This window comes from Caballeronia sp. S22, assembly GCF_964261745.1.
Taxonomy (GTDB): domain Bacteria; phylum Pseudomonadota; class Gammaproteobacteria; order Burkholderiales; family Burkholderiaceae; genus Caballeronia; species Caballeronia jiangsuensis.
The window spans coordinates 363,343-384,894 of the sequence record NZ_OZ180036.1; the positions used below are offsets into that span (position 1 = coordinate 363,343).

The window sequence follows — 21,552 nt, forward strand, 5'->3', positions numbered from 1 at the left end:
TTGTGCGCACAATCGAGCATCGATATAATTGCGAACAATTCCTATTTACATCGCATCATAAGAAATGATTGCCGTCGCGCCCGAACGCCGCTCCGAGTATTCGCGGGCATGAGACCGATTCTGGTTCGCCTGCATCGCTGGCTCGGCGTCGCGACCGCGCTCTTTCTGTTCGTCTCGGGTCTCACCGGCGCGATCATCGCGTGGGATCACGAAATCGATGCGCTCCTCAATCCGGCCTTCTTCCACGCCCGCACCGACGGTCCCGCGCTGCCGCCGCTCGAACTCGCGCGACGCGTCGAGGCCTCGGATCCGCGCGTCGAAGTGACGTATATGCCGCTCGGTTTCGAGCCGGGGCACACCGCGCAGATGATGGTGATGCCGCGCACGAACCCGGCGACCAACGCGCCGTACGACGTGGCGTACAACCAGATCGCGGTCGATCCGGCGACCGGCCAGGTGCAGGCGCAGCGCATGTGGGGCGCGTTGTCGCTCGCGCGCATCGACCTGATGCCGTTCCTCTACAAGCTGCACTACACACTGCATCTGCCGATCGTCGGGGGTTTCGATATCGGCACATGGCTGATCGGCATCGTCGGGATCCTGTGGTTCTTCGACAGCGGTATCGCGCTGATCCTGTCGTTCCCGAGCGTGAAGGCATGGCGTAAGTCCTTCGCGTTTCGCGTGAAGCGCGGCGGCTATGCGCTCACGTTCGATCTGCATCGCTCCGGCGGCGTGTGGATCTGGGGCTTGCTGCTCGTGATGGCGCTCACATCGATTTCGATGAACCTCGCCGAGCCCGTGATGCGCCCGGTCGTTTCGATGTTCTCGAAGCTCTCGCCATCGTTTCTCGACAACGCGGAACTCGTGCGCGCCGGTCCGCCGGGCAAGGCGCCCGCCACGCGCGAACAGATTCTGGCGATGGCCGCGCGCGACGCGAAGCGCGAAAACCTCACCGAGCCGATGGGCGCGCTCTACTACGCGCCGATGTTCAAGGCCTACGGCGTCGGCTTCTTCGCGCCCGGCCGCGATCACGGCGATGTGGGTCTCGGCAACGCCTGGCTCTACTACAACGCGCAGACGGGCGCGCTCGCGGGCTCGTCGATTCCGGGCCGCGGCTCGGCTGGCGATATCTTCATGCAGGCTCAGTTTCCGTTGCACTCGGGGCGGATCGTCGGGCTTGGCGGGCGCATTCTCGTGAGCGCGGTGGGCGTCGCGGTCGCGATGCTCAGCGCGACGGGCCTCATCATCTGGTTCAGGAAGCGAGCCGCGCGCCGTCATTCGGCGGCCGTCGCGAGTGCGCGCGCGGCGCGCGGAAGCTCGCTATCCTTCTGACGAATCCGCGGACATCCGCGTCGCTATCTGGAATAAAACTCGACAAAATTCGTCGCGACGGGGCGAATGTTGCGTTCGTGCAAATACATCATTTGTTGAATGATAACGACTATTATTTACACTATAATCCGCGCATAAATCGTCTCGCCCGTCACGCGTTCTCTCGCGACCGGTCTTCGACTCAGAACAACGCCGCCCGGATTCCCTTTAGCGCCCCGGGACGGAAGACCGATCAACATCGTCGTTTCCGAATCCATGTCCGTTTCTCGTATTCAAATCTCGCGGGCCGCGCCTGCGAAGACTCTGACGCATCGCGCCGCCATCGTCGCGGCCGTCGCGATGGTCTTTTCCCTGTCGGCTCACGCGCAATCGGCCAACACCGGCAACGACAACGCCGCTGCCGCGCCGCAGGACAGCGCGCTGCCGGCCGTCAAGGTGCAGGCGTCGAAAGAGCCGTTGCCGGGCGATCTCGCGCCGACCTTCGCGGGCGGCCAGGTCGCGCGCGGCGCCGATTTCGGCGTGCTCGGCCAGCAGAAAATGCTCGACGTGCCGTTCAGCATGACGACCTACACGTCGAAGCTGATCGAAGACCAGCAGGCGCGCACCATCGCCGATGTGCTCGCGAACGATCCATCCGTTCGGACTGCTTACGCTTTCGGCAACTTCGCGGAGACCTACATCATCCGCGGCTTCCAGTTGCAGGGCGACGACGTCTCGCTGAACGGCCTGTACGGCATCACGCCGCGCCAGCTCGTCGCAACCGATGCGATCGAGCGCGTCGATCTGTTCAAGGGCGCGAATGCGTTTCTGAACGGCGCGTCGCCGAACGGCTCAGCGGTGGGCGGCGGCCTCAACCTGCAACTGAAGCGCGCGGACGACAAGCCGCTCACGCGCGTGACGCTGGAAGGCACGGCGTCGGGCGAGCTCGGCGCGCATATCGATATCGGCCGGCGTTTCGGCAGCGAAGGGCAGTTCGGCATCCGCGTGAACCAGGCGAATCACGACGGCGAAACGAGCGTCGATGGCGAGCATCGCCGCGATAACACCACGGCCGTCTCGCTCGACTGGCGCGGCGACAAGCTGCGTCTCTACGGCGATTTCCTGTATCAGCGTCAGCGCATCAACGGCGGCCGCCCGACCGTCAACGACTTCGCGAGCTTCATTCCGGAGCCGCCGTCGGCGACCTACAACTACGCGCAGACGTGGAGCTTCAGTTCGATCGAGGACACGGTCGGCATTCTGCGCGCCGAGTACGATTTCCTGCCTGGCTGGACGGCCTACATCACGGGCGGCGCGCGCCACACCGACGAGCACGGCGAATATTCGTCGCCGAGCATCCAGGCGAACGGCACGACCACCGCGACGCGCCTCGGCGTGCCGCACAAGGAAGACGGCACTTCCGCCGAAGCGGGCGTGCGCGGCCACTTCAACACCGGGCCGGTATCGCATTTCGTGACGGCGGGCGCGTCGATCGTGCGCGTCGATTCGAAGTCGGCGTTCACGTTCAGCAACTCGTTCCCGACGAGCATCTACGACACGCCGCAAGTGCCTTTCCCGGCGACGGTCCTGACGGGCGGCAACTTGTCCGATCCGCAGACGGTGACGCTCAACCTGATGCGCAGCGTGTCGATCTCGGACACGCTCGGCTTCCTGAACGATCGCGTGCTGTTCACGATCGGCGCGCGTCACCAGGAGCTGCTGACGAACGGCTACAGCTACGCCGGCGTGCAGACGCAGGCATACAACGATTCGATCACGACGCCGGTCTTCGGTCTCGTCGTCAAGCCGATGCAGGACGTCGCGCTCTTCGCGAATCACAGCGAGGCGCTGACCATCGGCGATTCGGCGCCCAACACCGCGGCGAACTTCGGCTTGCAGCTTCCGCCGGCGAAGTCGAAGCAATGGGAAGTAGGCGCGAAGTATGACAACGGCCAGTACGGCGCGTCGTTCGCGGCTTTCCAGATCGAGAAGCCGCTGACCTTCGTGAACAGCTCGAACATTTTTGTCGCGGACGGCACGCAGCGGCATCGCGGGCTGGAGGCGTCGATCTACGGCGAGCCGGTGCACGGCGTGCGCCTGATTGCGGGCGCGACCTACATTCACGCGACGCAGTACGATACGGGCACGGCCTCGACCGACGGCAACAAGCCGATCGGCGTGCCGACGATGATGTTCAACGTCAACGCCGAATACGACGTGCCGGTGCTGAACGGCCTCACGCTGACCGCGCGCTGGATCCACACGGGCTCGCAGTATCTGAACGTGACGAACACGCTGGCGATTCCCGCATGGGACCGCTTCGACCTCGGCGCACGTTACGCGACCGTGCTGTTCGGCAAGCCGACGACGTTCCGCGCGAGCGTGCTCAACGTGGCGAACAAGTCGTACTGGGCATCGACGATCGGCGGTTATCTGACGCAGGGCGCGCCGCGCACGGTGCTGCTGTCGATGACGACGGACTTCTGACCGTTTTCGTCAACGCGATGAAAAACGCCGCGCGTTCGTGAGAACGCGCGGCGTTTCTTTTTGGGGCGATCGGCCGCTCAGTTCTTCACGCACCGGAAGCCGGCATAAACGTACTGATAGTGCGCCTGAAACCAGTTGCGGAAACTCGGCCGCAACATGCACGCGGCGGTGCGCGGCGAGCCGCCTTTGATCACGAAGTGCTTGCCGTCGAAGAAATTCGCCGAGTAGCCGAGATAGAACGGAAACGGCTCGAAGCCTTGCAGCGGCCCGAACTCGGTCGATGTCCATTCCCACCCGTTGCCGAATTGTCCTTCGACGCCGAACTCGCTTCGATTCTCCGGATGCGCCTGCACCGGCGACGGGTCCCATCGGCGGAAATCGAAATTGCCCTTGACCACGGGAGGCGTGCCGAGCGCCGCGCGCTGCCACTGCGCTTCTGTCGGCAGCGACTTGCCGGACCAGCGCGCATACGCCTTCGCTTCGGCGTGGCTCACGTAGACGGGCCAGTCGGGCGGCAGCGCGATTTCATCGAACATCGTGCGCAGCTTCCATGCGTCCTGCGCATCGTCGGTATCGGCGGGAATCCAGAAGGCCGGATGCGCGATGCGCTGCTCCTCCTTCCACGCCCAGTCGGCGGCATCCCAGTAGTCGCGATTCCAGTAGCCGCCCGCATCGATGAAACGCACATAATCGCCGTTGGTCACCATATGGCGGTCGATCTCGAACGCGGGCACGTCGATGCATTCTTCGCCGAACTCGTTGTCCCAGCCAAACCGGCCGCTTTCGCGCGTCAGACCGAGCGTCACGCTGCCGGCCGGCACGCGCACGGTCTCGTGCGCAAGTTCGCGATCGGAGGTCCGCTCCGAACGTGCGTTGGATGGTGCAATTTTTCTATCGACCGGCAATTGATGCAGCATGTACGCGAGCGTTTCGGCATGCATCAGCCGATGTTCGATCGCGACTTCGAGCAATTGCGTCGGCGATTCGCCGGCGGAAATCGGCTCGGCGGCGATCTTGATCGGATCGAATTGTGCGTCGATCTCGGCGCGGACCGTGTCGCGGTACGCGCGCACTTCGTCGAGCGTCGGCCAGTCGGACGGCTGATCGGTCGGCAATCCGCCGTCCACCGGATCGATGCCGAACGCGAAAAGCTGGTCGTAGGCGGGATTCGGGCTCGGCAGGTCGAAGAGCCGCTGATCGAGCAGATTGCGGTCGAAGGCTTCTAGATGCCCGACATAGAAGACGATGCGATGGCGCTCGGCGATCGGCCTGTCGTAGAGGTGCTCGGGCCTGACGACGTCGAAGAGTTCGTCGGTCACGCGGCGCGCCTCGGCGAGGCGCTCGAGCAGCGGATGACGCAGGGAAGGTTCGCGGTTCATGTCGCCCAATCTCCGTGGCTGGCCAGTTGGCTTCGCATTCGACCGAAAGGGGCGCCGGAGCGCCGCATTTCGCCGAACAAAAGAGACTAAACCGTAGCGAACCGCGTGCCAACCGAAATATGAATGGCGATTATTTCCGCACGCGCAATAATGCCGGGCGATGTTCCGTCAGACGGCGCGCAGGGCGTCGAAGTCGCGAATTCGGATGAACTTGCCGTGCGTCTCGATGAAGCCCGCCTTGTCGAAACGCGACAGCGTGCGGCTGACCGTTTCGAGCGTCATGCCGAGATAGCTGCCCATGTCGTCGCGCGTCATGCGCAGCGTGAATTCCGACGATGCATACCCGCGCTTGGCCAGCCGCGACGACAGGTCGAGCAAGAGCCGCGCGACGCGCTCGTCCGCCCGCAACATGCCGAGCCGCACGACGTGATTCGCCTCGCGATTCACGGCGTGGCTCATCATGCGATGCAGGCGCCGTTGCAGCGCGTCGGTTTCGCGGCACATGCGCTCGAAGAGCGAATAGGGCACGACGCAGACCGAACTGTCTTCCAGCGCGATCGCGGCGCACGTGTGCTCGCCTTCCTCGATGCCTTCGAAGCCGAGCGCGTCGCCCGCGAGCAGCAATCCCGTAACCTGTTCGCGGCCGCCGTCGTGCGTGATGACTGTCTTGATCGACCCGGAACGCACGGCGAACAGGGAATCGAAGCGGTCGCCGGCGCGAAAGAGCGCGTCGCCGCGCCTGACCTTGCGCGTCACGGAGATGATGTTCTCCAGCTTGGCAATGTCGTTGGCGCAGAGGCCTTCGGGCATGCAGAGATGCCGCATCGCACAGGTCGAGCAATGCGCCGAATTGCGCCGCGCGCGGGAAGTGTCGGACAAGGCGGTCATTTGGGCTTCGTTTTGTTGATGAATGACAAAACGATTGTCCCATAGGCCTCCAGCCCGGCTACGTGAAAAATTGACGCGGCCGGGATATCCGTCAAACTTTTTTACCTTATGTGGTTGCTTTTTCGTGTAGCTCGCTCGCCGCCGATGGAATCAGCAACACCGGCAATGTCGCCTGACGAAGACATCGCTCCGCGACGCTGCCGAGAATCAGGCGCTGAAAGCCTTTGCGGCCATGCGTGCCCATGATGAGCAGATCGGCATTGAAGGCGTTTGCCGCTTGGGTGATGAGCGTCGCGACATCGTCGCTTGCGGTCGCCTCGACCGTCACGACTTCGCCGGTCACGCCGCGCGCCTTCATCTGATCGGCGGCTTCGCGCGCAAGCGACGCGCCTTGCTCCATCAGACTCGTATGCAGCGAGGACGGATCGTAGCCGGGCACGTCGAAATACATCGGTCCGGCTTCTACGACGTAATACGGCTGCACGATCGCCTGATGCGTGACGGCGAGATCGAGCGCGGCCGCGAAAGCACGCTCGGAAGTCCGGCTGCCGTCGATGGCGACGAAAATGCGTTTGAACATGACGGTTTCCCCATGGAACGATCGATTGGCGCACGGCACGCGCTGTCTTTCATGCCTTTGCATCATAGAGCGCGGGGCTCGCACCGCCGCGCCGCTTTTTTGCGATAAGTCGATATCGCGCAAGGCAGGCCGTACAATTCGTGGTTCTTCGACATCAGCGCCTGCTTAAAAATCCGTGGGCGCGATCTCTTTTTAGCACTTCGCAAGCCGCCCGCCCGACCGTGACTCCAACGCCATCCGCCTTACCGTTCAGAACCGCGCTCTACGCGATGCTTGGCATCGGCCTCGTCAACATGCTCGTCGCACTCGATCAGACGGTGGTCAGCACCGCGCTGCCGTCGATCGTCGCGGAGCTGCACGGCTTCGAGTTCTACGCGTGGATCGCGAGCGCCTATCTGCTCGCGTCGGTCGTCACGGTGCCGGTGTTCGGGCGTCTCGGCGACTACTTCGGACGCAAGCGCTTCGTGCTCGCGGCGGTGATCACGTTCACGATTGCGTCGGTGCTGTGCGGGCTCGCGCCCAGCATGTTGTTCCTCGTGCTCGCGCGCGGGCTGCAAGGCATCGGCGGCGGGATGATGGTCGGCACCGCGTTCGCGTCGATTCCCGATCTGTTCCCCGATCCGCGCACCCGCGTGCGCTGGCAGGTGGTGCTCGCGGCGGCCTATGGCATCGGCACGGCGGCGGGGCCGTCGCTCGGCGGCTGGATGAGTCAGCACTGGGGCTGGCGCTCGACCTTTCTCGTGAATCTGCCGGTCGGCGCGGCGGCGCTGTACTTCATCTGGGCGCATCTGCCGAATCTGCACCGGCCGCGCGCGGGCGACGTGAAGATCGACTGGACGGGCGCGGCGCTCGTCGCGCTGGTGCTCGGCGGCTTCCAGGCGCTGATCGAGGCGTTGCCGAAGGACGGTCTCACGACGGCCAATATCGCGCTCGGCGCCGGCGTGGCGGTGTGCGCCGTGGCGCTCCTAATCTGCGAGCGGCGCGCGACGCATCCGATCATCCCGCTCGACATCTTCCGCGACGCGCAGCTCAACACGCTGTTCACGCTGTCGTTCCTGGCGGGCTTCGTAATGTTCTCGCTGATCTTCTTCGCGCCGCTCCTGCTGCAAGGCGGCTTCGGCCTTTCGCCGCAGGCCGCCGGTCTGCTCGCGACGCCGATCGCCGCGTGCATCGCGCTCGGCAGCTTCATCAATACGCGCATCGTCATTCATATGCGCAAGCCGGTGAACATTCTCTCGATCGGCTTCACGCTGTTGCTGTTCGCGTCGGTCGCGCTGGCGTTCGCGCGTGAATCGACGCCGCATCTGTGGATCGAATTGCCGATGGCCGCGACCGGCATCGGCCTGGGCTTCATCCTGAACAACATGAACATCTTCGGGCAGGAGATCGCGGGCCGCGAGCGCTTCGGCATCACGACGGCGCTGCTGCAATCGACGCGCATGGTCGGCGGGATGATGGGCACGAGCATCGTCGGGACGATCGTCGCGCATCACTACGCGAGCGTCGTGGAGCGCACGGTCAGCGTGCTGGGCGCGTCGGCGTCGGCGCAATGGCTGCCGCGCCTCGCCGATCCGCGCATTCTCGTCGACGAAGCGTTGCGCGAACGCATCCTCGCCGGATTGAACGCAGCCGGCCTCGATGCGCCCGCGCTCCTCGACGCCGCCCGCGACGCGCTCGTGCAGTCGATCCACATCGGCGTGATGCTGACGGCCGTCGCCGCGCTCGTGGCGGCGCTTCTGGTGCGGCGCATCGCGCACATCACGTTCAAAAAGCACGCGACGCCGGTGGCGAAGTCCTGAAGCGCAATCTTTGATATGTGGTTGGTCGCGCCTATAGTTTCTGCGTCGCCGGACGGACCGGTTTTCTATGCCTCGCGCGGAACGCTTGCGCGGGCCGCGGGTCACTCGCTTTAGCGGGCGGCCGCACGACGCGTCTGCCGCCCACCGCCAACAGAGATGAGGAGCTGACATGAAGATCACCGGAGAGATGCTGATCGGCGCATCGGCCGTGCGGGGCACCGACGCCACGCTCCGCGCGTTCGACCCCGCGCGCAATGCCGATCTCGAGCCCGCGTTCGGCGGCGGCGGCGCGGCGGAAGTCGCGCGTGCGTGTGAGCTCGCCGAAGCCGCTTTCGACGACTATCGTCACGCGCCGCTCGAAACGCGCGCGCAGTTTCTCGAAGCGATCGCGGACAACATCATCGCGCTCGGCGACACGCTGATCGAGCGCGCGATGGCCGAATCCGCGCTGCCGAAGGCGCGTCTCGAAGGCGAGCGCGCCCGCACGGTCGGGCAATTGCGCCTGTTCGCGTCGCTCGTGCGCGAGGGCCGATGGCTCGCGGCCACGCTCGATTCCGCGCAGCCGGACAGAAAGCCGCTGCCGCGCTCCGACCTGCGTTTGCAAAAGATTCCCGTCGGGCCGGTCGCGGTGTTCGGCGCGAGCAATTTTCCGCTGGCGTTTTCGGTGGCGGGCGGCGATGCCGCGTCGGCGTTCGCGGCGGGGTGTCCCGTCGTCGTGAAATCGCATCCGGCGCATCTGGGCACCTCCGAGCTCGTCGGGCGCGCGGTGCAGAAGGCGGTCGCGGACAGCGGCTTGCCCGAGGGCACGTTTTCGCTCGTCGTCGGCGCGGGCAATGCGATCGGCGAGGCGCTCGTCGCGCATCCGGCGATTCAGGCGGTCGGCTTCACCGGCTCGCGGCGCGGCGGACTGGCGCTCGTCGATATCGCGGCGAAGCGGCCCGTGCCGATCCCGGTTTTCGCCGAGATGAGCAGCATCAACCCGGTGTTCGCGCTGCCGGGCGCGCTGGCGGCGCGCGGCGACACGCTGGCGGCGTCGTATATCGATTCGGTCACGCTGGGCGTCGGCCAGTTCTGCACGAATCCGGGCCTCGTGATCGGCCTCGCGGATTCGGATCTCGATGACTTCATCGACAACGCCGCGACAGCGCTCGAAAAGAAGGGCACGCAGACGATGCTGACGGCGGGCATCGCGGCGGCGTATCAGGACGGCGTCAAGCATCGCGATGCGGCCGCGAAGCGCATCGCAACGGGCGAGAAGAGCGAGGCGTCGAGCGGCGCGCTGCCGGCGTTGTATCGCGTGAGCGCGGAGGAATTTCTCGCGAAGCCGAAACTGGCGGAAGAGATTTTCGGGCCGACTTCGGTGATCGTCGTGTGCGGCGACGAGGACGAGATGATTCTCGTCGCGCGCAGTCTCGAAGGTCAGCTGACCGCGACGCTCCTGATGGAGAAGGACGACGTCGAACTCGCGCGACGGCTCTTGCCGGTGCTCGAACGCAAGGCCGGGCGGATTCTCGCGAACGGCTTTCCGACGGGCGTCGAGGTTTCTTACGCGATGGTGCACGGCGGGCCTTATCCGGCGACCTCCGACAGCCGCTCGACGTCGGTCGGCGCGATGGCGATCGAGCGGTTCCTGCGGCCGGTGTGTTATCAGGATCTGCCGGCGGCGCTGTTGCCGCAGGCGCTCGCGGACGACAATCCGCTGTTGCTCTGGAGATTGCGGGACGGGCAACTTGGGCCGAATTGATCCGTGTGGTGAATAGAATGCGCTTTCAGAAAACCCATCAAAGGAGATAAGCTCACATGACAAGCGACTCGCGCCGTTACCCCGACCCCGCCGTGCGTGTGCTGGACCCGCGTTTCAACGCATTGCGCATCGCATCGGCGTCGGTGGAATGTCTTTATCAGGGCGCGCGCTGGTCCGAAGGGCCGGTCTGGTTCGGCGACGGCCGCTATCTGCTCTGGAGCGATATCCCGAACAACCGCATCCTGCGATGGGACGAGGAGAGCGGTCAAGTCGGCGTGTTTCGCAAGCCGTCGAACAACGCGAACGGCAACACGCGCGACCGCGAAGGGCGGCTCGTCACCTGCGAGCATCTGGCGCGGCGCGTGACGCGCACCGAATACGACGGCTCCATCACCGTGATCGCGGACAGCTACGACGGCAAGCCGTTCAATTCGCCGAACGATGTCGTCGTGAAGTCGGACGGCTCGATCTGGTTCACCGATCCGACCTTCGGTATCGACGGCTTCTACGAAGGCGAGAAAAACGAAGCGCAACTCAAGCCGTGCGTGTATCGCGTCGATGGCCAAAGCGGCGAAATCACGATGATGATCGATGCCTTCATCGGCCCGAACGGCCTCGCGTTCTCGCCGGACGAATCGGTGCTGTACGTGGTCGAATCGCGTGCGATACCGCGCAAGATCTATGCGTTCGACGTGCTCGACGGCGGCCGCAGACTCGGCGAGCCGCGTGCTCTGATCGATGCGGAAGCCGGCACCCCCGATGGCTTTCGCGTCGACATTCACGGCAACCTGTGGTGCGGCTGGGGCATGGGCGACGCGGAACTCGACGGCGTGCGCGTGTTCACCGCGCAAGGCGAGGCGATCGGTCATATCGATTTGCCGGAGCGCTGCGCGAACGTGTGCTTCGGCGGGCGGCATCGGAATCGCCTGTTCATGGCGGCGAGCCACGGGCTCTATTCGCTTTACGTCAACACGCAGGGCGTCAAAGGCGGCTAGGCCTTCGCGATCTTCTCCATGATGCGTTCGGGATGCCTGCTCGCGGCGAATCCGTGGCGCGCGTAGAGTCCGTGCGCGTCGGATGTGACTAGCATCATGCGGCGCAACCCTTGCAGGTCGGGATGCGCCATCACGCATTGCATCATCCATTTGCCGAGGCCCGCGCCCTGATGCTCGGGCAGGACGAAGACATCGGCAAGATAGGCGAAGGTCGTGGTGTCGGTGATCATGCGCGCATAGCCGATCTGCGCGCTGCCGCGAAAGAGACCGAACGCGAGCGAATGGCGCGCGGCGCGCTCGACCTTCTCGCGCGCGATGCCCGGCGACCAATACGCCACTTCGCTCAGATAGCGGTGCACGACATCGAAGTCGAATTCATCGATGTCCGTGCTGAGCCGATAGTCGTCCCGGGTCCACTGCATCGCATCGCTCCATGATCTTCATGAAGCGCCGAGCATAAGCGATCGACGCGCCGTGCTCCATGCACACTTCGCGCCTGTCAGTGTCAGTGCACGTTGTAGATGCGTCCGGTCTCCGCGCCCTCGACGCTGCGGCTGTACGCCAGCGCCACGCGCGCGCCGCTCGCCGCCTCGAAGCCGCGGAAATACGGACCGAAGCTTTCGCGGGCTTCTTCGAGCATCGTCGGGCTGACGACGTTGATGCGCAGGCCGCGCGGCAGTTCGATCGCCGCGCCGCGCACGAAACCTTCGATCGCGCCGTTGACGGCCGCCGCACTCGCGCCTTCGCGGATCGGCGCCGCGCCGACGATGCCGCTCGTCAGCGTGAACGAGCCGCCGTCGTTCACATAATCTCGCGCGGTGAGCACGAGATTGACCTGGCCCATCAGCTTGTCGTTGAGACCGAGGCGGAACTGCTCGGGCGTCATCTTCACCAGCGGGCCGAAATGCACGTGACCGGCTGCCGCGACGATTGCATCGACACGGCCGATTTCATCGAAGAGCCGTTTGATGCTGGCGAGATCGAGCAGATCGACGCGATGCGCACCGCGCGTCGCACCGATTTCGAAGACTTCGTGACGGGCTTTGAGTTCGGCGGCGATCGCCCGGCCGACCGTGCCGGTTGCACCGATGACAGCGATTTTCATGATTGAGCTCGCAACGGTTGATGAACTTTGCATTGTGCGAGCGAGCGGACGCGCGAAAAAGGCGCGTCCGCTTCAAGGATTGCAAAGCGGCGGTTTCGAATGGCTATCGAGTGGCGAGGCGCGCGGGCATCGGCGAAAGAAGATAGAGCGATGCCGCGAACTTGCAGACGAGTCCCGCGCCGCTCACGAACGCGGCCGCCGGGAATACATGCCATTGCAGCGCGAGCGTGGGCGCCACGAGCGCGACCGAAGCGAAACCGAGCGCGACAGCGAGCCAGCGCGCCCATTGCAGCCGCGACGCGACGCACACGTACAGCAAGCCGACCAGCACGCGCGAAGCGACCGATGCCGCGAGCGGATGGCTCGACGCATCGCCGGGAAGGCCGATCGCGAGCGTCAGCGCGAACTCCGCCCAGGAGAGCGCGTAGGCCGCGCCGAGGCACGCGATCGCGGATGTGAAGCGCTGCTCGGGCGTAACGGTGTGGCGGGTCGTCGTCTGAAGCTGCGCCGGTTCCTCGGATTCCGGCGGACAGGCGTCGTAGGCGTGAATCGTCGTCATCTGGTCTTTCCCCTTGGTCGATTCCGGGCGGTCGTCTTGTTGGCCGGGATCGCATTTGCTGCGATGCGGTGCTTCGTTGGCCGTCTCACTGCGCATACGCCGTGCCTGCTCCGGGGAACACGTATTGCTTCCCATCATATTGACGACTTAACGACCACAGGAGAGCGCGATGAACAACGTAAAGGAACAACGTCCTCATTCGGAACGTGACGAAGACGATCTGGACAAGGCTGTCGAAGACACTTTTCCCGCAAGCGATCCGCCCGCGACGGGCGGCGTGACGCGCATCGAATCCGATGATGAAGAGAAAAACAAAAAGCAGGAGCGCTGAACGCAACTGAAGGCAGAAAGAGCCGCATATTCCATGCGGCTCTTTGCTTATGAAGGAACTGCGTCTTCAGCCACGCTCGAGTTCGAACAGCCGCGAAGGCCGCATGTGATTGAGCGCATAGTGCTTGCGTCCGCGCAAGGTGTGGCCATGCGGATCACGGCCTTCGAAGCGGAACTTGTCTTCGACCTCGGGCACCGTCGGCGCGACCATGCCGCGATCGATCAGGCGATAGCCGCGTTCGAGCGCAAGCAGGACGCCATTGCGTCCAGGACGGCTGTCGAAGCCACCGAGGCCGTCGCCCGGTTCGGGCACGTAGTTCACCGGCGTCGCATTCGAGTTGATGACCGAGTCCGGCTCGCGTGCGAGCATCTCCGCCTCGCGCCGCGCGTGGATGCTCTTCGCGTCGGCATCGACGGTGTCATCGGGTCCGTCGTCGTTGGCGACATCGACACCGCGCGGCGGCTTTTCATAAAGACCCTGCGGACCGACATGCATGCCTTCCTTCGTGGTTTCCGCTTTCACGGCAGCGCCTGCGCTCGCATGCGCTTCGCCACCCGATGCGACCTTCATCGCGTCGCTCATCTTCACGTGAGCCGTTTCCGCGGCGGGCGTTTTGATCGGGCTAGCGGCGATCTGATCCTTCTGCTTGTCCTGCGTCTGCTGCGTCTGGTTCGATTCATCGTTGCTCATCGCATTGCTCCGTTGGACCTGAATTGACCAAGCCCGCACGCAAGACTCGTTCCGGCTATTTGGCGACGGAACCGCGAGCCTTGCCGGAGGGCGCCTTATCGGATACCCAAAATTTCAGGCTTTTTTTTCGACCCCAAGCCGATTTCCTGCAAGTATTATTTGGAACCTGTCGGCGGCAAAGCGCAACAGAAAGAGATGCGAGCAATCAGGAGGGCGCGTCTCGCTGCCGTCGAAGAAGAGCAATGCGATTCGAACGAGCAGGGCACTTTCACACAGGTGACTCATGCAACACGATGCAGCCTTCTCACATCGAGGCTACCTTCTAAACTGCGCGCCCGCCCGGGCCGGAGATGGCAGCTATCAGCCGTATGTGGTGATCTCGCGATCGAGCGATGGCGAACTCGTCGCGAACCGCTTCTTCCCATCGGACCTGCGATTTCGCAGCGAGGCCGATGCCATCGCGCACGCGCGCGACTGGGCCGTGCGCTGGATCGACGCAAGCAACGTGACAGTGTGAGCGATGTCCGGATGAAACAGCGGGACCACCGGCGCGCGGGCCGCCGGGCGGCAGGCTTCTCCAAAACGGGTTACCCTTGATGTTTCATCCGTCGTGCACGAGCGCGGCGGCCGTTTCTCTTGCTTCATGGCCGACATGCAGAACACGCCCACGCCCGGCACCCTACCGCCCATCGAAACATCCCGCGACACCGCACGCGACACGCCTCACGAGTGGGGCCTCGCGCAGATCGTCGCGGACTTGCGCCAGTCGCGCGAAGAACTGCATCGCACACGGCATCCGCTCGGCATACGCGAACTGCCTTCACGCGACGCGATCGTCAAAATCGTCAACGGCTTGCGCTCGGCGCTTTTTCCCACGCATTACGGCGCGCCCGATCTGACCGACGAAAGCGTCGATTACTACGTCGGCCAGACGCTCGAAAGCAACTTGCGTCTGCTGCACGAACAGATTCGCCGTGCGCTGCGCTTCCTGCCCGAGCATCGCGATACGAGCGATGCCGAGCTTTCCGCGCATGCCTTCGCGATCGCGCGTGAATTCGGCTCGCAGTTGCCGCAGATTCGCGCGTTGCTGGTCAGCGATATTCAGGCCGCGTTCACGGGCGATCCGGCCGCGCAGCACATCACCGAGATTCTGCTGTGCTATCCGGGCATCTGGGCGATGACGCATCACCGTCTCGCGCACGCATTGCACAAGCTCGGCGTGCCGCTGCTCGCGCGCTTCATCAACGAGATCGCGCATTCATTGACGGGCATCGACATCCATCCGGGCGCGACCATCGGGCCGAGTTTCTTCATCGATCACGGCACGGGCGTGGTGATCGGCGAGACCGCGGTGATCGGCCAGCATGTGCGCGTCTATCAGGCCGTGACGCTCGGCGCGAAGAGCTTTCCTTCGATGAGCGATGGCTCGCTCGTCAAAGGCAACGCGCGGCATCCGGTCGTCGAGGACGATGTCGTGATCTACGCGGGCGCAACCATTCTTGGCCGCGTGACCATCGGCAAAGGTTCGGTCATCGGCGGCAATGTGTGGCTCACGCATAGCGTGCCGCCGGGCAGCAACGTGTCGCAGGGCAAGATACGCGAGGGCAGCGGGCCCGATGCGCCGGGCAACGGATTCGGCGCATGAAACGACGAAAGGGCCGCGAGGCCCTTTTTTTTTACGTGCGCGTGTTGGCGATAGCCGTTACGTGTTCGACACGCTGAACGCGTTCTGATCGCTGACGATGGAAAGAAATTCGCGGCGCGTCGATGGATCGTCGCGGAACGAACCGAGCATGCGCGACGTGACCATCGAGACGCCCGCCTTGTGCACGCCGCGCGTCGACATACATTGATGCGAGGCTTCGAGAATGACGCCGACGCCGAGCGGCTGCAGCACCTCGTTCAGCGTATCCGCGATCTGCGCGGTCATCTTCTCCTGAATCTGCAGACGCTTGGCGAAAGCATCGACGAGACGCGCGAGCTTCGAAATGCCGACGACGCGCTTGTTCGGAAGATACGCGACATGCGCGCGGCCGATGATCGGCACCATATGATGTTCGCAATAGCTTTCGAAACGAATGTCCTTGAGGACGATCATCTCGTCATAGCCTTGCACTTCAGAGAACGTGCGCGCGAGGATTTCGTGCGGATTTTGCGTATAGCCCGCAAAGAACTCTTCATATGCACGCACGACACGGCCCGGTGTATCGAGCAGACCTTCGCGCTTCGGGTCGTCGCCGGCCCAGCGCAACAGAACACGCACGGCGGCTTCGGCTTCCTCGCGGGTCGGACGATCGGCTGTGTCAGCGGGCATGTCCGAGCCTGAAAGATGGTTTTTGCGCGGGGCGCTCATCGAAAGCTCCTGTCAGTCAAGATGCAATTAGTGCATATGGCACCCCGCCATTGTTCCACGTTTCCGAAGATCGATATGCGTGTCAGGTTTTTCCGCCGCCATCGATGCCCGAGCCCGTGCGCCATGCCTGCTTGCCTTCCTCTGACAACTGGCCGCTGCTGTGATCCTTGTCGGGTTGCGTGCCGGGCTCGGCCATCGGCCCGCCCGGCTGTTCCTGCGAGGTTTGCTGCTTGCCCTTGCGCTGCGCGATGCGGTCTTCCTGAGAACGTCCGGCGTAATTGCTCATGTCGCGGCTCCTTTCGAATTGATGCGATGAAAGGCGCGCAAGACGCGTTCCAGGCGGCGATTGGACGTACTGCAAGATCACGCCGGCTTGCCTTCGACGCCGCCGAGCACCATCCACGAAATGCCGAACTTGTCGGCCACCATGCCGAAGCGCTTGGCGAAAAAAGTTTGCGTCAGCGGCATCTGCACCTGCCCGCCGTTGGCGAGCGCGTTGAAGTATTTTTCCGCCTGCTGTTCGTCGTCGACCGTGAGCGAGAGCGATACGCCCTTGAACTCCGGCTTGCCGCTGCACATGCCGTCGGAACCCATCAGCATGGAATCGCCGACGGTGAAGGCCGAGTGCATGATCTTGTTTTCCGATCCCGGCGGGATGCCGCAGCCGCTGGCCGTTTCAGCCTTGCCGGCTTCCGGGTTTTCGCTGTAGCGCATCATCATGACGACTTGCGCGCCCAGATTCTCGCGATAGAACGTGATCGCCTCTTCGCAGCGGCCTTCGAAAAACAAATAGGGTTGCACTTGCATGTCTGCTCCTTGGGTTTATGACTTCTCGTCAGGGTCCATGTCCATCACGAGCGGCACCGATGCGTGTTCATGCACGACACGCCAGTCGCCGTCGATCTTCCTGAAGCACACGGTGGCGCGCACGATGTCTTCCTGCTCGCCCACGGCGACGCGGTTGACGGTGTGCGCATAAGCCAGATCGCCGCTCGCGGCGACTTCCACTTCCCGCATCTCGAACGCGAGCGGGCCTTTCATGCTGTCGAACCAGCGCCGCCAGTTCTCGCGATAGTGCTCGACGCCTCGAATAGACGCGGGCGGCACGACATCGAACACGACGACATCCGGCGCGTAATGGCTGGCGAGCGCATCGACGTCTTTCGCGAGCACGGCCTGCCGCCACGCTTCGATCAGTTCGCGAATACGCGCGACATCTTCATTCGCATGCGCACGATCGTTCTGGTTTGTCATGGCTGCCTCCTTCGTATGATGGTCCGCATTGCACACGATGCCGCCGCGTCGTGACAAAGCAACGGCAAGCACCGACACGGAATTATTTTTTGCGTTGTGTACACCGTCCACAAAAAGTAGCAGAGATAATGGACAGTGTCCACATATGGAAAGCCCGACGAATCAAAATGACAAATGGCAAGCCGCGCAGCACCTACCGGCATGGGGATTTGCGACGCGCGCTGATCGATGCGGGCATCGAGCTGGCGCGCGAAGGCGGGCCGGGTGCAATCGTGCTGCGCGAGGCGACACGTCGCGCGGGCGTCGTTCCGAATGCGGCCTATCGTCACTTCGAGAGCCGTCAGGAATTGCTATCGGCGGTGCGCTCTGCGGCGCTGTCGTTCGTTGCGCAGGCGATGGAAGAGGAACTGGCGGCGCGCCCAAAAAAGCGTCGCCGCGCCGATGCGGCACGCGCGGGATTGCGGGCTATCGGAACAGGTTATCTGCGCTTTGCGCAGACGGAAACGGGGCTCTTCCGCACGGCCTTCGTGGCGCCGCAAGCGGAATGGGCAGAGCATGACGGGACGTATGGCGCGGGGCCGAGCGGACTCGATCCGTTTGAGTTGCTCAGTCGCGCCCTGGACGAGATGGTGGACGCGGGCGCGCTCGAAGCGACGCGCAGGCCAGAAGCGGAATATCTCGCGTGGAGCGCCGTGCATGGCTTCGCGCTGCTCGTGATCGAAGGCCCGTTGCAGGGGTTGAAGCGCGCGCAGATCGAGCCGCTTGCCGGGCGCCTGCTCGATATGGTCGAAAGCGGGCTTTGAAGCATGTGTCGCGCGGGACGTGGCTTCAGTGCGTTACCGAAGGCACCAGTTCCACGGGAAGCGGCACCGAAGTATGGACGTGACTGATCAGCCAGTCTTCGTCGATCTTCGACAGGACCAGCGTGGTTCTGACGAGATCATGCGTTTGCCCGGTATTGATCCGGGTGACGCAGAACACCGTGCCGAGATCGCCGTTCACCTGCATGACGGCGTTCTCGAGTTCGAACGAAATCGGTCCATCGAGCTTGTCGAACCAGCCTTGCCAGACGGCGCAATGCCCCTCGGCGCCCTGGTGAGCGATCGGTGGAAAGATATCGAACACGACAACATCGTCCGCGTAGAACGGCCTCATGTTGCGCGCGTCTTTCGTTGCCGCGGCTTTGGCCCATGCCTTCAGCACTGCTTCGATCTGTTGTGCCGACTGTACGGCTTCGTTTAATCTGGTCACGCTGACCTCCCGGTTTCGATGAAGCTGTCACTATGCCGGGGTCGCGCGCGAATGAGGAGAGGCTTTCGTGAAACGATGAATTTTGCGTTCGCTGAAAAAGAAACGCGCCGCATCGGGCGGCGCGATTCACCTGCTTATTTCGACTTCGCCGGCCGGGTCTCATCGGCTATCGGTTCGACCACGCTGAAGAGCAGCAACAGGCACAGCGCCGCCGTTCCGACCATGTACAGGAAGACCGCGGTCCAGCTATAGCTGTCGAGCAGCATGCCGACCGCCAGCGGCGCGCACGCGCCACCGATCTGACCCAGCGAGTTCACGATGCCGAAGGCCGTCGGATACGTGGCTTTGGTCGCGAGGCCCATCGGATATGCGGAGTAACCCGCGAAGCCGATGCCGAGCATGAGGCCCGCCAGCATCAGCGCTGCGCCGAGGTACGCGACGCTGTCGGGTGCATCGATGAGCAGGAAGGTCATGATCATCGTGCCGAGTGCGCCGAGCATCATCATCGGCTTGCGGCGGCCGCCGAGCAGGCGGTCCGAGATGATGCCGCCGAGCATGTTGCCCGTCACCGCGCCGATGAACGGCGCCGATGCGAGAAAGCCCATCTTTACCGAAGCAAAGCCCTTCACCGTGACGAGATAAGTGGGAATCCACGAGATAAAGATATTGCTGATGCCGATCATGCAGCCATAACCGAGCGCGATGCCGAAGATATTCCACGAGCCGAACACCTGACGAATCGTTTCGAGCTGCGGCACGCGCTTCGTGCGATTGATCGCGTCGAGCCGGGGCATCGGCGTCATGTGCGCGCGGGACAGCGACTTGCCGTCGTTGCCGCCGACGGTCGTTTCATCGGCGACATAGCGGCGTTCGGCGGGCGAGCAAAAGCGGTTCTCGCCCGGCGAATTGGTGACGAAGAACATCCACACCACCGCGAGCAGAATGCCCGGCACCGCGAACACATAGAAGATCTCGCGCCATCCCCACAACTGAATCACGATGATGCATACCGAAGGCACGATCAGCGGTCCGAGTTTCGATGCCGCGATCCACAAGCCCGTGGCCGTGCCTTTTTCCTTCGCGGGAAACCAGCGATTGATGACGTTCGTGCAGCCGATGCCGAGCGGCCCTTCCGATAAACCGAGCCCTACGCGATACGTCATCAGCAGAATGACCGACGACGTGGTGCCCATCAATCCCGTGAACACGGAAGTGAGGATCATGAAGACCGAGAACAGCAAGCCAGTGGTCCTGTCGCTGAGCCGCTTAAAAAGCAGTCCGACGGGAATCTGCACGAAGCCATACGCAAACGAGAACAGGCTCACGATCAGACCGGCTTGCGTGTTGGTGATGTGATATTCCTTCTTCAGATACGGCAACGCGATGCCGAAGTTGGCGCGATCCGCACACGCGATCGCCCAGATGCAGAAGATCAGTCCCATCACGACCCAGCGGTGCTTCGTGCGTTTCTCCGCGACAGGTTCGGCCTTCGAAGGAGCAATGATGCCGTCGGCGTTGTTCATCACGATGCCTCCCGTCCTGCTTGCGCTGCGACTTGAAGGAGGCGAATCGATGCAATGCGGGTAGGGCGCAGGCTCACGCTGTTGTCTCCGATTTCATTTTCAAGGCTTTATTGTCGATATGCCTTCTGATGCTTCGAATTGTGGATAGGGTGCGCAATAGCGTCCAATCTTTTATTGCTATTACCTGATTCCCGGATTGAATCGATCGATTCGTGGATCAATTGATAGCCTTTTGGGATTGGACGCCTTCGGCAAAAGCAGACATCATCCGCTCCACATCGGAAACGAACACCACGGAGCACGCGAATTGAAGCCGAGCATTCTGCAATTGAACCCGATCCTCGTACCCGCCATCAACGACAAGCTGGATGCGCTCTACACGATGCATCGCCTCTTCGAACAAGAGGATAAGGACGCGTATATCCGCGAGCACGGCGCATCGATTCGCGGCGTGATTACCGGCGGGCATACAGGCATCTCGAACGATCTCATCGAGCGCTTGCCCGCGTTGCAGGTGGTCGCTGTGAACGGCGTCGGCACCGATGCCGTCGATCTCGAATTCGCACGCTCGCGCGGCCTTCCGGTGACGGGCACGTTCGGCGCGTTGACCGAGGATGTCGCCGATCTCGCGATCGGTTTGATCCTGACCGCGCTGCGCGAGATTTGCCCCGGCAACGATTTCGTGAAGACGGGCCAATGGGTGAAGAACCCGAGCCCGAGCGCGATTCCGCTGTCGCGCCGTTTCAGCGGCAAGCGTGTGGGGATCGTGGGTCTCGGTAAAGTGGGCCGCGCGATCGCGCAGCGCGCAGCCGCGTTCAACTGCCCGATTGCCTATACCGATATGCGCCAGATGAACGATGTCGATTATCGCTTCGTGCCGGATCTGCTTTCGCTCGCGCGCGAAAGCGACATTCTCGTGCTCGCCGCCGCGGCCGATAAGGCCAAAGGCATCGTAAATGCCGCCGTGCTCGATGCATTGGGCAAGGACGGTTATCTCATCAACATCGCGCGCGGCAAGCTCGTGGTGGAAAGCGATCTCGTCGAAGCGCTGTCGCGTGGCGCGATCGCGGGCGCGGGCCTCGATGTGTTCGTCGATGAACCGAACGTGCCGGCCGAATTGTTCGATATGGATCGCGTCGTGCTGCAGGCGCATCGCGCGAGCGCGACGGTGGAATCGCGTACGGCGATGGGCGAGATGGTGCTCGCGAGTCTCGCGCAGGGTCTCGCGGGTCAGCGTCCGGAAGGCAGTCTCACGACCTGACGCACGCGCATAAAATCCGTCCGGGGCGAACATATAATGATC

General features: G+C 63.3%; 23 protein-coding genes. 10 read left to right on the top strand and 13 right to left on the bottom strand.

Annotated elements, in window-relative coordinates:
- Positions 1 to 108: 108 nt before the first annotated feature.
- Together ACEN42_RS16760 and ACEN42_RS16765 are read left to right on the top strand one after the other, a co-directional pair.
- Positions 109 to 1,332: a PepSY-associated TM helix domain-containing protein gene (locus tag ACEN42_RS16760; protein WP_371881890.1), complete on the top strand. Its 1,224-nt coding sequence runs from the start codon at positions 109 to 111 to the stop codon at positions 1,330 to 1,332.
- Positions 1,333 to 1,587: 255 nt separating this feature from the next.
- Entirely contained in the window at positions 1,588 to 3,798 is a 2,211-nt protein-coding gene (locus tag ACEN42_RS16765) for a TonB-dependent receptor (RefSeq protein ID WP_371881891.1), read from the top strand.
- A 77-nt stretch (positions 3,799 to 3,875) separates the two neighbouring features.
- Here the strand turns inward: ACEN42_RS16765 and ACEN42_RS16770 are convergent, their stop codons facing one another.
- The 3 genes from ACEN42_RS16770 to ACEN42_RS16780 all read right to left on the bottom strand — a co-directional run bounded on the left by ACEN42_RS16770 (position 3,876) and on the right by ACEN42_RS16780 (position 6,645).
- Positions 3,876 to 5,177 carry an SUMF1/EgtB/PvdO family nonheme iron enzyme gene (locus ACEN42_RS16770; protein ID WP_371881892.1) on the bottom strand — a complete coding sequence of 434 codons (1,302 nt, stop codon included), beginning with the start codon at positions 5,175 to 5,177 and terminating at the stop codon, positions 3,876 to 3,878.
- Positions 5,178 to 5,345: 168 nt separating this feature from the next.
- Positions 5,346 to 6,065, bottom strand: a complete 720-nt coding sequence (locus ACEN42_RS16775; RefSeq protein ID WP_187607993.1) for a helix-turn-helix domain-containing protein — start codon at positions 6,063 to 6,065, stop codon at positions 5,346 to 5,348.
- A gap of 106 nt (positions 6,066 to 6,171) precedes the next feature.
- Complete coding sequence (locus ACEN42_RS16780; protein WP_238213278.1) at positions 6,172 to 6,645, bottom strand: universal stress protein; 474 nt, start codon at positions 6,643 to 6,645, stop codon at positions 6,172 to 6,174.
- A gap of 269 nt (positions 6,646 to 6,914) precedes the next feature.
- On the opposite strand from ACEN42_RS16780, the gene ACEN42_RS16785 reads away from it, so the two are divergent.
- From ACEN42_RS16785 to ACEN42_RS16795, 3 genes are all read left to right on the top strand, one after another.
- Entirely contained in the window at positions 6,915 to 8,444 is a 1,530-nt protein-coding gene (locus tag ACEN42_RS16785; protein WP_238213279.1) for an MFS transporter, read from the top strand.
- A 169-nt stretch (positions 8,445 to 8,613) separates the two neighbouring features.
- A complete protein-coding gene (locus ACEN42_RS16790; protein WP_371881893.1) occupies positions 8,614 to 10,188 on the top strand; it encodes an aldehyde dehydrogenase (NADP(+)) in 1,575 nt (524 codons plus the stop codon).
- Between the two features lie 56 nt (positions 10,189 to 10,244).
- Positions 10,245 to 11,183: an SMP-30/gluconolactonase/LRE family protein gene (locus ACEN42_RS16795; RefSeq protein WP_250484957.1), complete on the top strand. Its 939-nt coding sequence runs from the start codon at positions 10,245 to 10,247 to the stop codon at positions 11,181 to 11,183.
- Here the strand turns inward: ACEN42_RS16795 and ACEN42_RS16800 are convergent.
- The 3 genes from ACEN42_RS16800 to ACEN42_RS16810 all read right to left on the bottom strand — a co-directional run bounded on the left by ACEN42_RS16800 (position 11,180) and on the right by ACEN42_RS16810 (position 12,847).
- The gene (locus tag ACEN42_RS16800) at positions 11,180 to 11,605 is read right to left on the bottom strand and encodes a GNAT family N-acetyltransferase (protein ID WP_238213283.1); all 426 of its coding nucleotides are present in this window, start codon (positions 11,603 to 11,605) and stop codon (positions 11,180 to 11,182) included. The two genes, ACEN42_RS16795 and ACEN42_RS16800, sit on opposite strands and share 4 nt — an antisense overlap.
- Positions 11,606 to 11,688: 83 nt before the next feature.
- Complete coding sequence (locus ACEN42_RS16805) at positions 11,689 to 12,291, bottom strand: short chain dehydrogenase (RefSeq protein WP_371882238.1); 603 nt, start codon at positions 12,289 to 12,291, stop codon at positions 11,689 to 11,691.
- 100 nt (positions 12,292 to 12,391) lie between these two features.
- Positions 12,392 to 12,847: a hypothetical protein gene (locus tag ACEN42_RS16810; RefSeq protein WP_187607987.1), complete on the bottom strand. Its 456-nt coding sequence runs from the start codon at positions 12,845 to 12,847 to the stop codon at positions 12,392 to 12,394.
- 169 nt (positions 12,848 to 13,016) lie between these two features.
- On the opposite strand from ACEN42_RS16810, the gene ACEN42_RS16815 reads away from it, so the two are divergent.
- Positions 13,017 to 13,178 carry a hypothetical protein gene (locus ACEN42_RS16815; protein WP_187607986.1) on the top strand — a complete coding sequence of 54 codons (162 nt, stop codon included), beginning with the start codon at positions 13,017 to 13,019 and terminating at the stop codon, positions 13,176 to 13,178.
- 66 nt (positions 13,179 to 13,244) lie between these two features.
- Here ACEN42_RS16815 and ACEN42_RS16820 read toward each other — a convergent pair whose 3' ends face one another.
- The gene (locus ACEN42_RS16820) at positions 13,245 to 13,868 is read right to left on the bottom strand and encodes a DUF3005 domain-containing protein (RefSeq protein WP_371881894.1); all 624 of its coding nucleotides are present in this window, start codon (positions 13,866 to 13,868) and stop codon (positions 13,245 to 13,247) included.
- Positions 13,869 to 14,151: 283 nt separating this feature from the next.
- Between ACEN42_RS16820 and ACEN42_RS16825 the strand changes: the two genes are divergently transcribed.
- Positions 14,152 to 14,385, top strand: a complete 234-nt coding sequence (locus ACEN42_RS16825; protein ID WP_371881895.1) for a hypothetical protein — start codon at positions 14,152 to 14,154, stop codon at positions 14,383 to 14,385.
- A gap of 126 nt (positions 14,386 to 14,511) precedes the next feature.
- The gene (gene epsC, locus ACEN42_RS16830; RefSeq protein ID WP_371881896.1) at positions 14,512 to 15,513 is read left to right on the top strand and encodes a serine O-acetyltransferase EpsC; all 1,002 of its coding nucleotides are present in this window, start codon (positions 14,512 to 14,514) and stop codon (positions 15,511 to 15,513) included.
- Positions 15,514 to 15,570: 57 nt separating this feature from the next.
- On the opposite strand, the gene folE is transcribed toward epsC, so the two are convergent.
- The 4 genes from folE to ACEN42_RS16850 form a co-directional block, all read right to left on the bottom strand.
- Entirely contained in the window at positions 15,571 to 16,221 is a 651-nt protein-coding gene (gene folE, locus ACEN42_RS16835) for a GTP cyclohydrolase I FolE (RefSeq protein ID WP_371881897.1), read from the bottom strand.
- Between the two features lie 82 nt (positions 16,222 to 16,303).
- On the bottom strand, positions 16,304 to 16,507 hold the full coding sequence (locus ACEN42_RS16840; protein WP_035507304.1) for a hypothetical protein: 204 nt from the start codon (positions 16,505 to 16,507) through the stop codon (positions 16,304 to 16,306).
- A 77-nt stretch (positions 16,508 to 16,584) separates the two neighbouring features.
- Positions 16,585 to 17,028, bottom strand: a complete 444-nt coding sequence (locus ACEN42_RS16845; RefSeq protein ID WP_035507307.1) for a VOC family protein — start codon at positions 17,026 to 17,028, stop codon at positions 16,585 to 16,587.
- 15 nt (positions 17,029 to 17,043) lie between these two features.
- Positions 17,044 to 17,475: an SgcJ/EcaC family oxidoreductase gene (locus ACEN42_RS16850; protein WP_371881898.1), complete on the bottom strand. Its 432-nt coding sequence runs from the start codon at positions 17,473 to 17,475 to the stop codon at positions 17,044 to 17,046.
- 167 nt (positions 17,476 to 17,642) lie between these two features.
- Between ACEN42_RS16850 and ACEN42_RS16855 the strand changes: the two genes are divergently transcribed.
- Complete coding sequence (locus tag ACEN42_RS16855) at positions 17,643 to 18,278, top strand: TetR/AcrR family transcriptional regulator (protein ID WP_371881899.1); 636 nt, start codon at positions 17,643 to 17,645, stop codon at positions 18,276 to 18,278.
- 25 nt (positions 18,279 to 18,303) lie between these two features.
- On the opposite strand, the gene ACEN42_RS16860 is transcribed toward ACEN42_RS16855, so the two are convergent.
- Together ACEN42_RS16860 and ACEN42_RS16865 are read right to left on the bottom strand one after the other, a co-directional pair.
- Positions 18,304 to 18,726: a nuclear transport factor 2 family protein gene (locus tag ACEN42_RS16860; RefSeq protein ID WP_371881900.1), complete on the bottom strand. Its 423-nt coding sequence runs from the start codon at positions 18,724 to 18,726 to the stop codon at positions 18,304 to 18,306.
- A gap of 134 nt (positions 18,727 to 18,860) precedes the next feature.
- Positions 18,861 to 20,249, bottom strand: a complete 1,389-nt coding sequence (locus ACEN42_RS16865; RefSeq protein WP_371881901.1) for an MFS transporter — start codon at positions 20,247 to 20,249, stop codon at positions 18,861 to 18,863.
- A 307-nt stretch (positions 20,250 to 20,556) separates the two neighbouring features.
- Between ACEN42_RS16865 and ACEN42_RS16870 the strand changes: the two genes are divergently transcribed.
- Complete coding sequence (locus tag ACEN42_RS16870; RefSeq protein WP_371881902.1) at positions 20,557 to 21,510, top strand: 2-hydroxyacid dehydrogenase; 954 nt, start codon at positions 20,557 to 20,559, stop codon at positions 21,508 to 21,510.
- Positions 21,511 to 21,552: the final 42 nt, after the last annotated feature.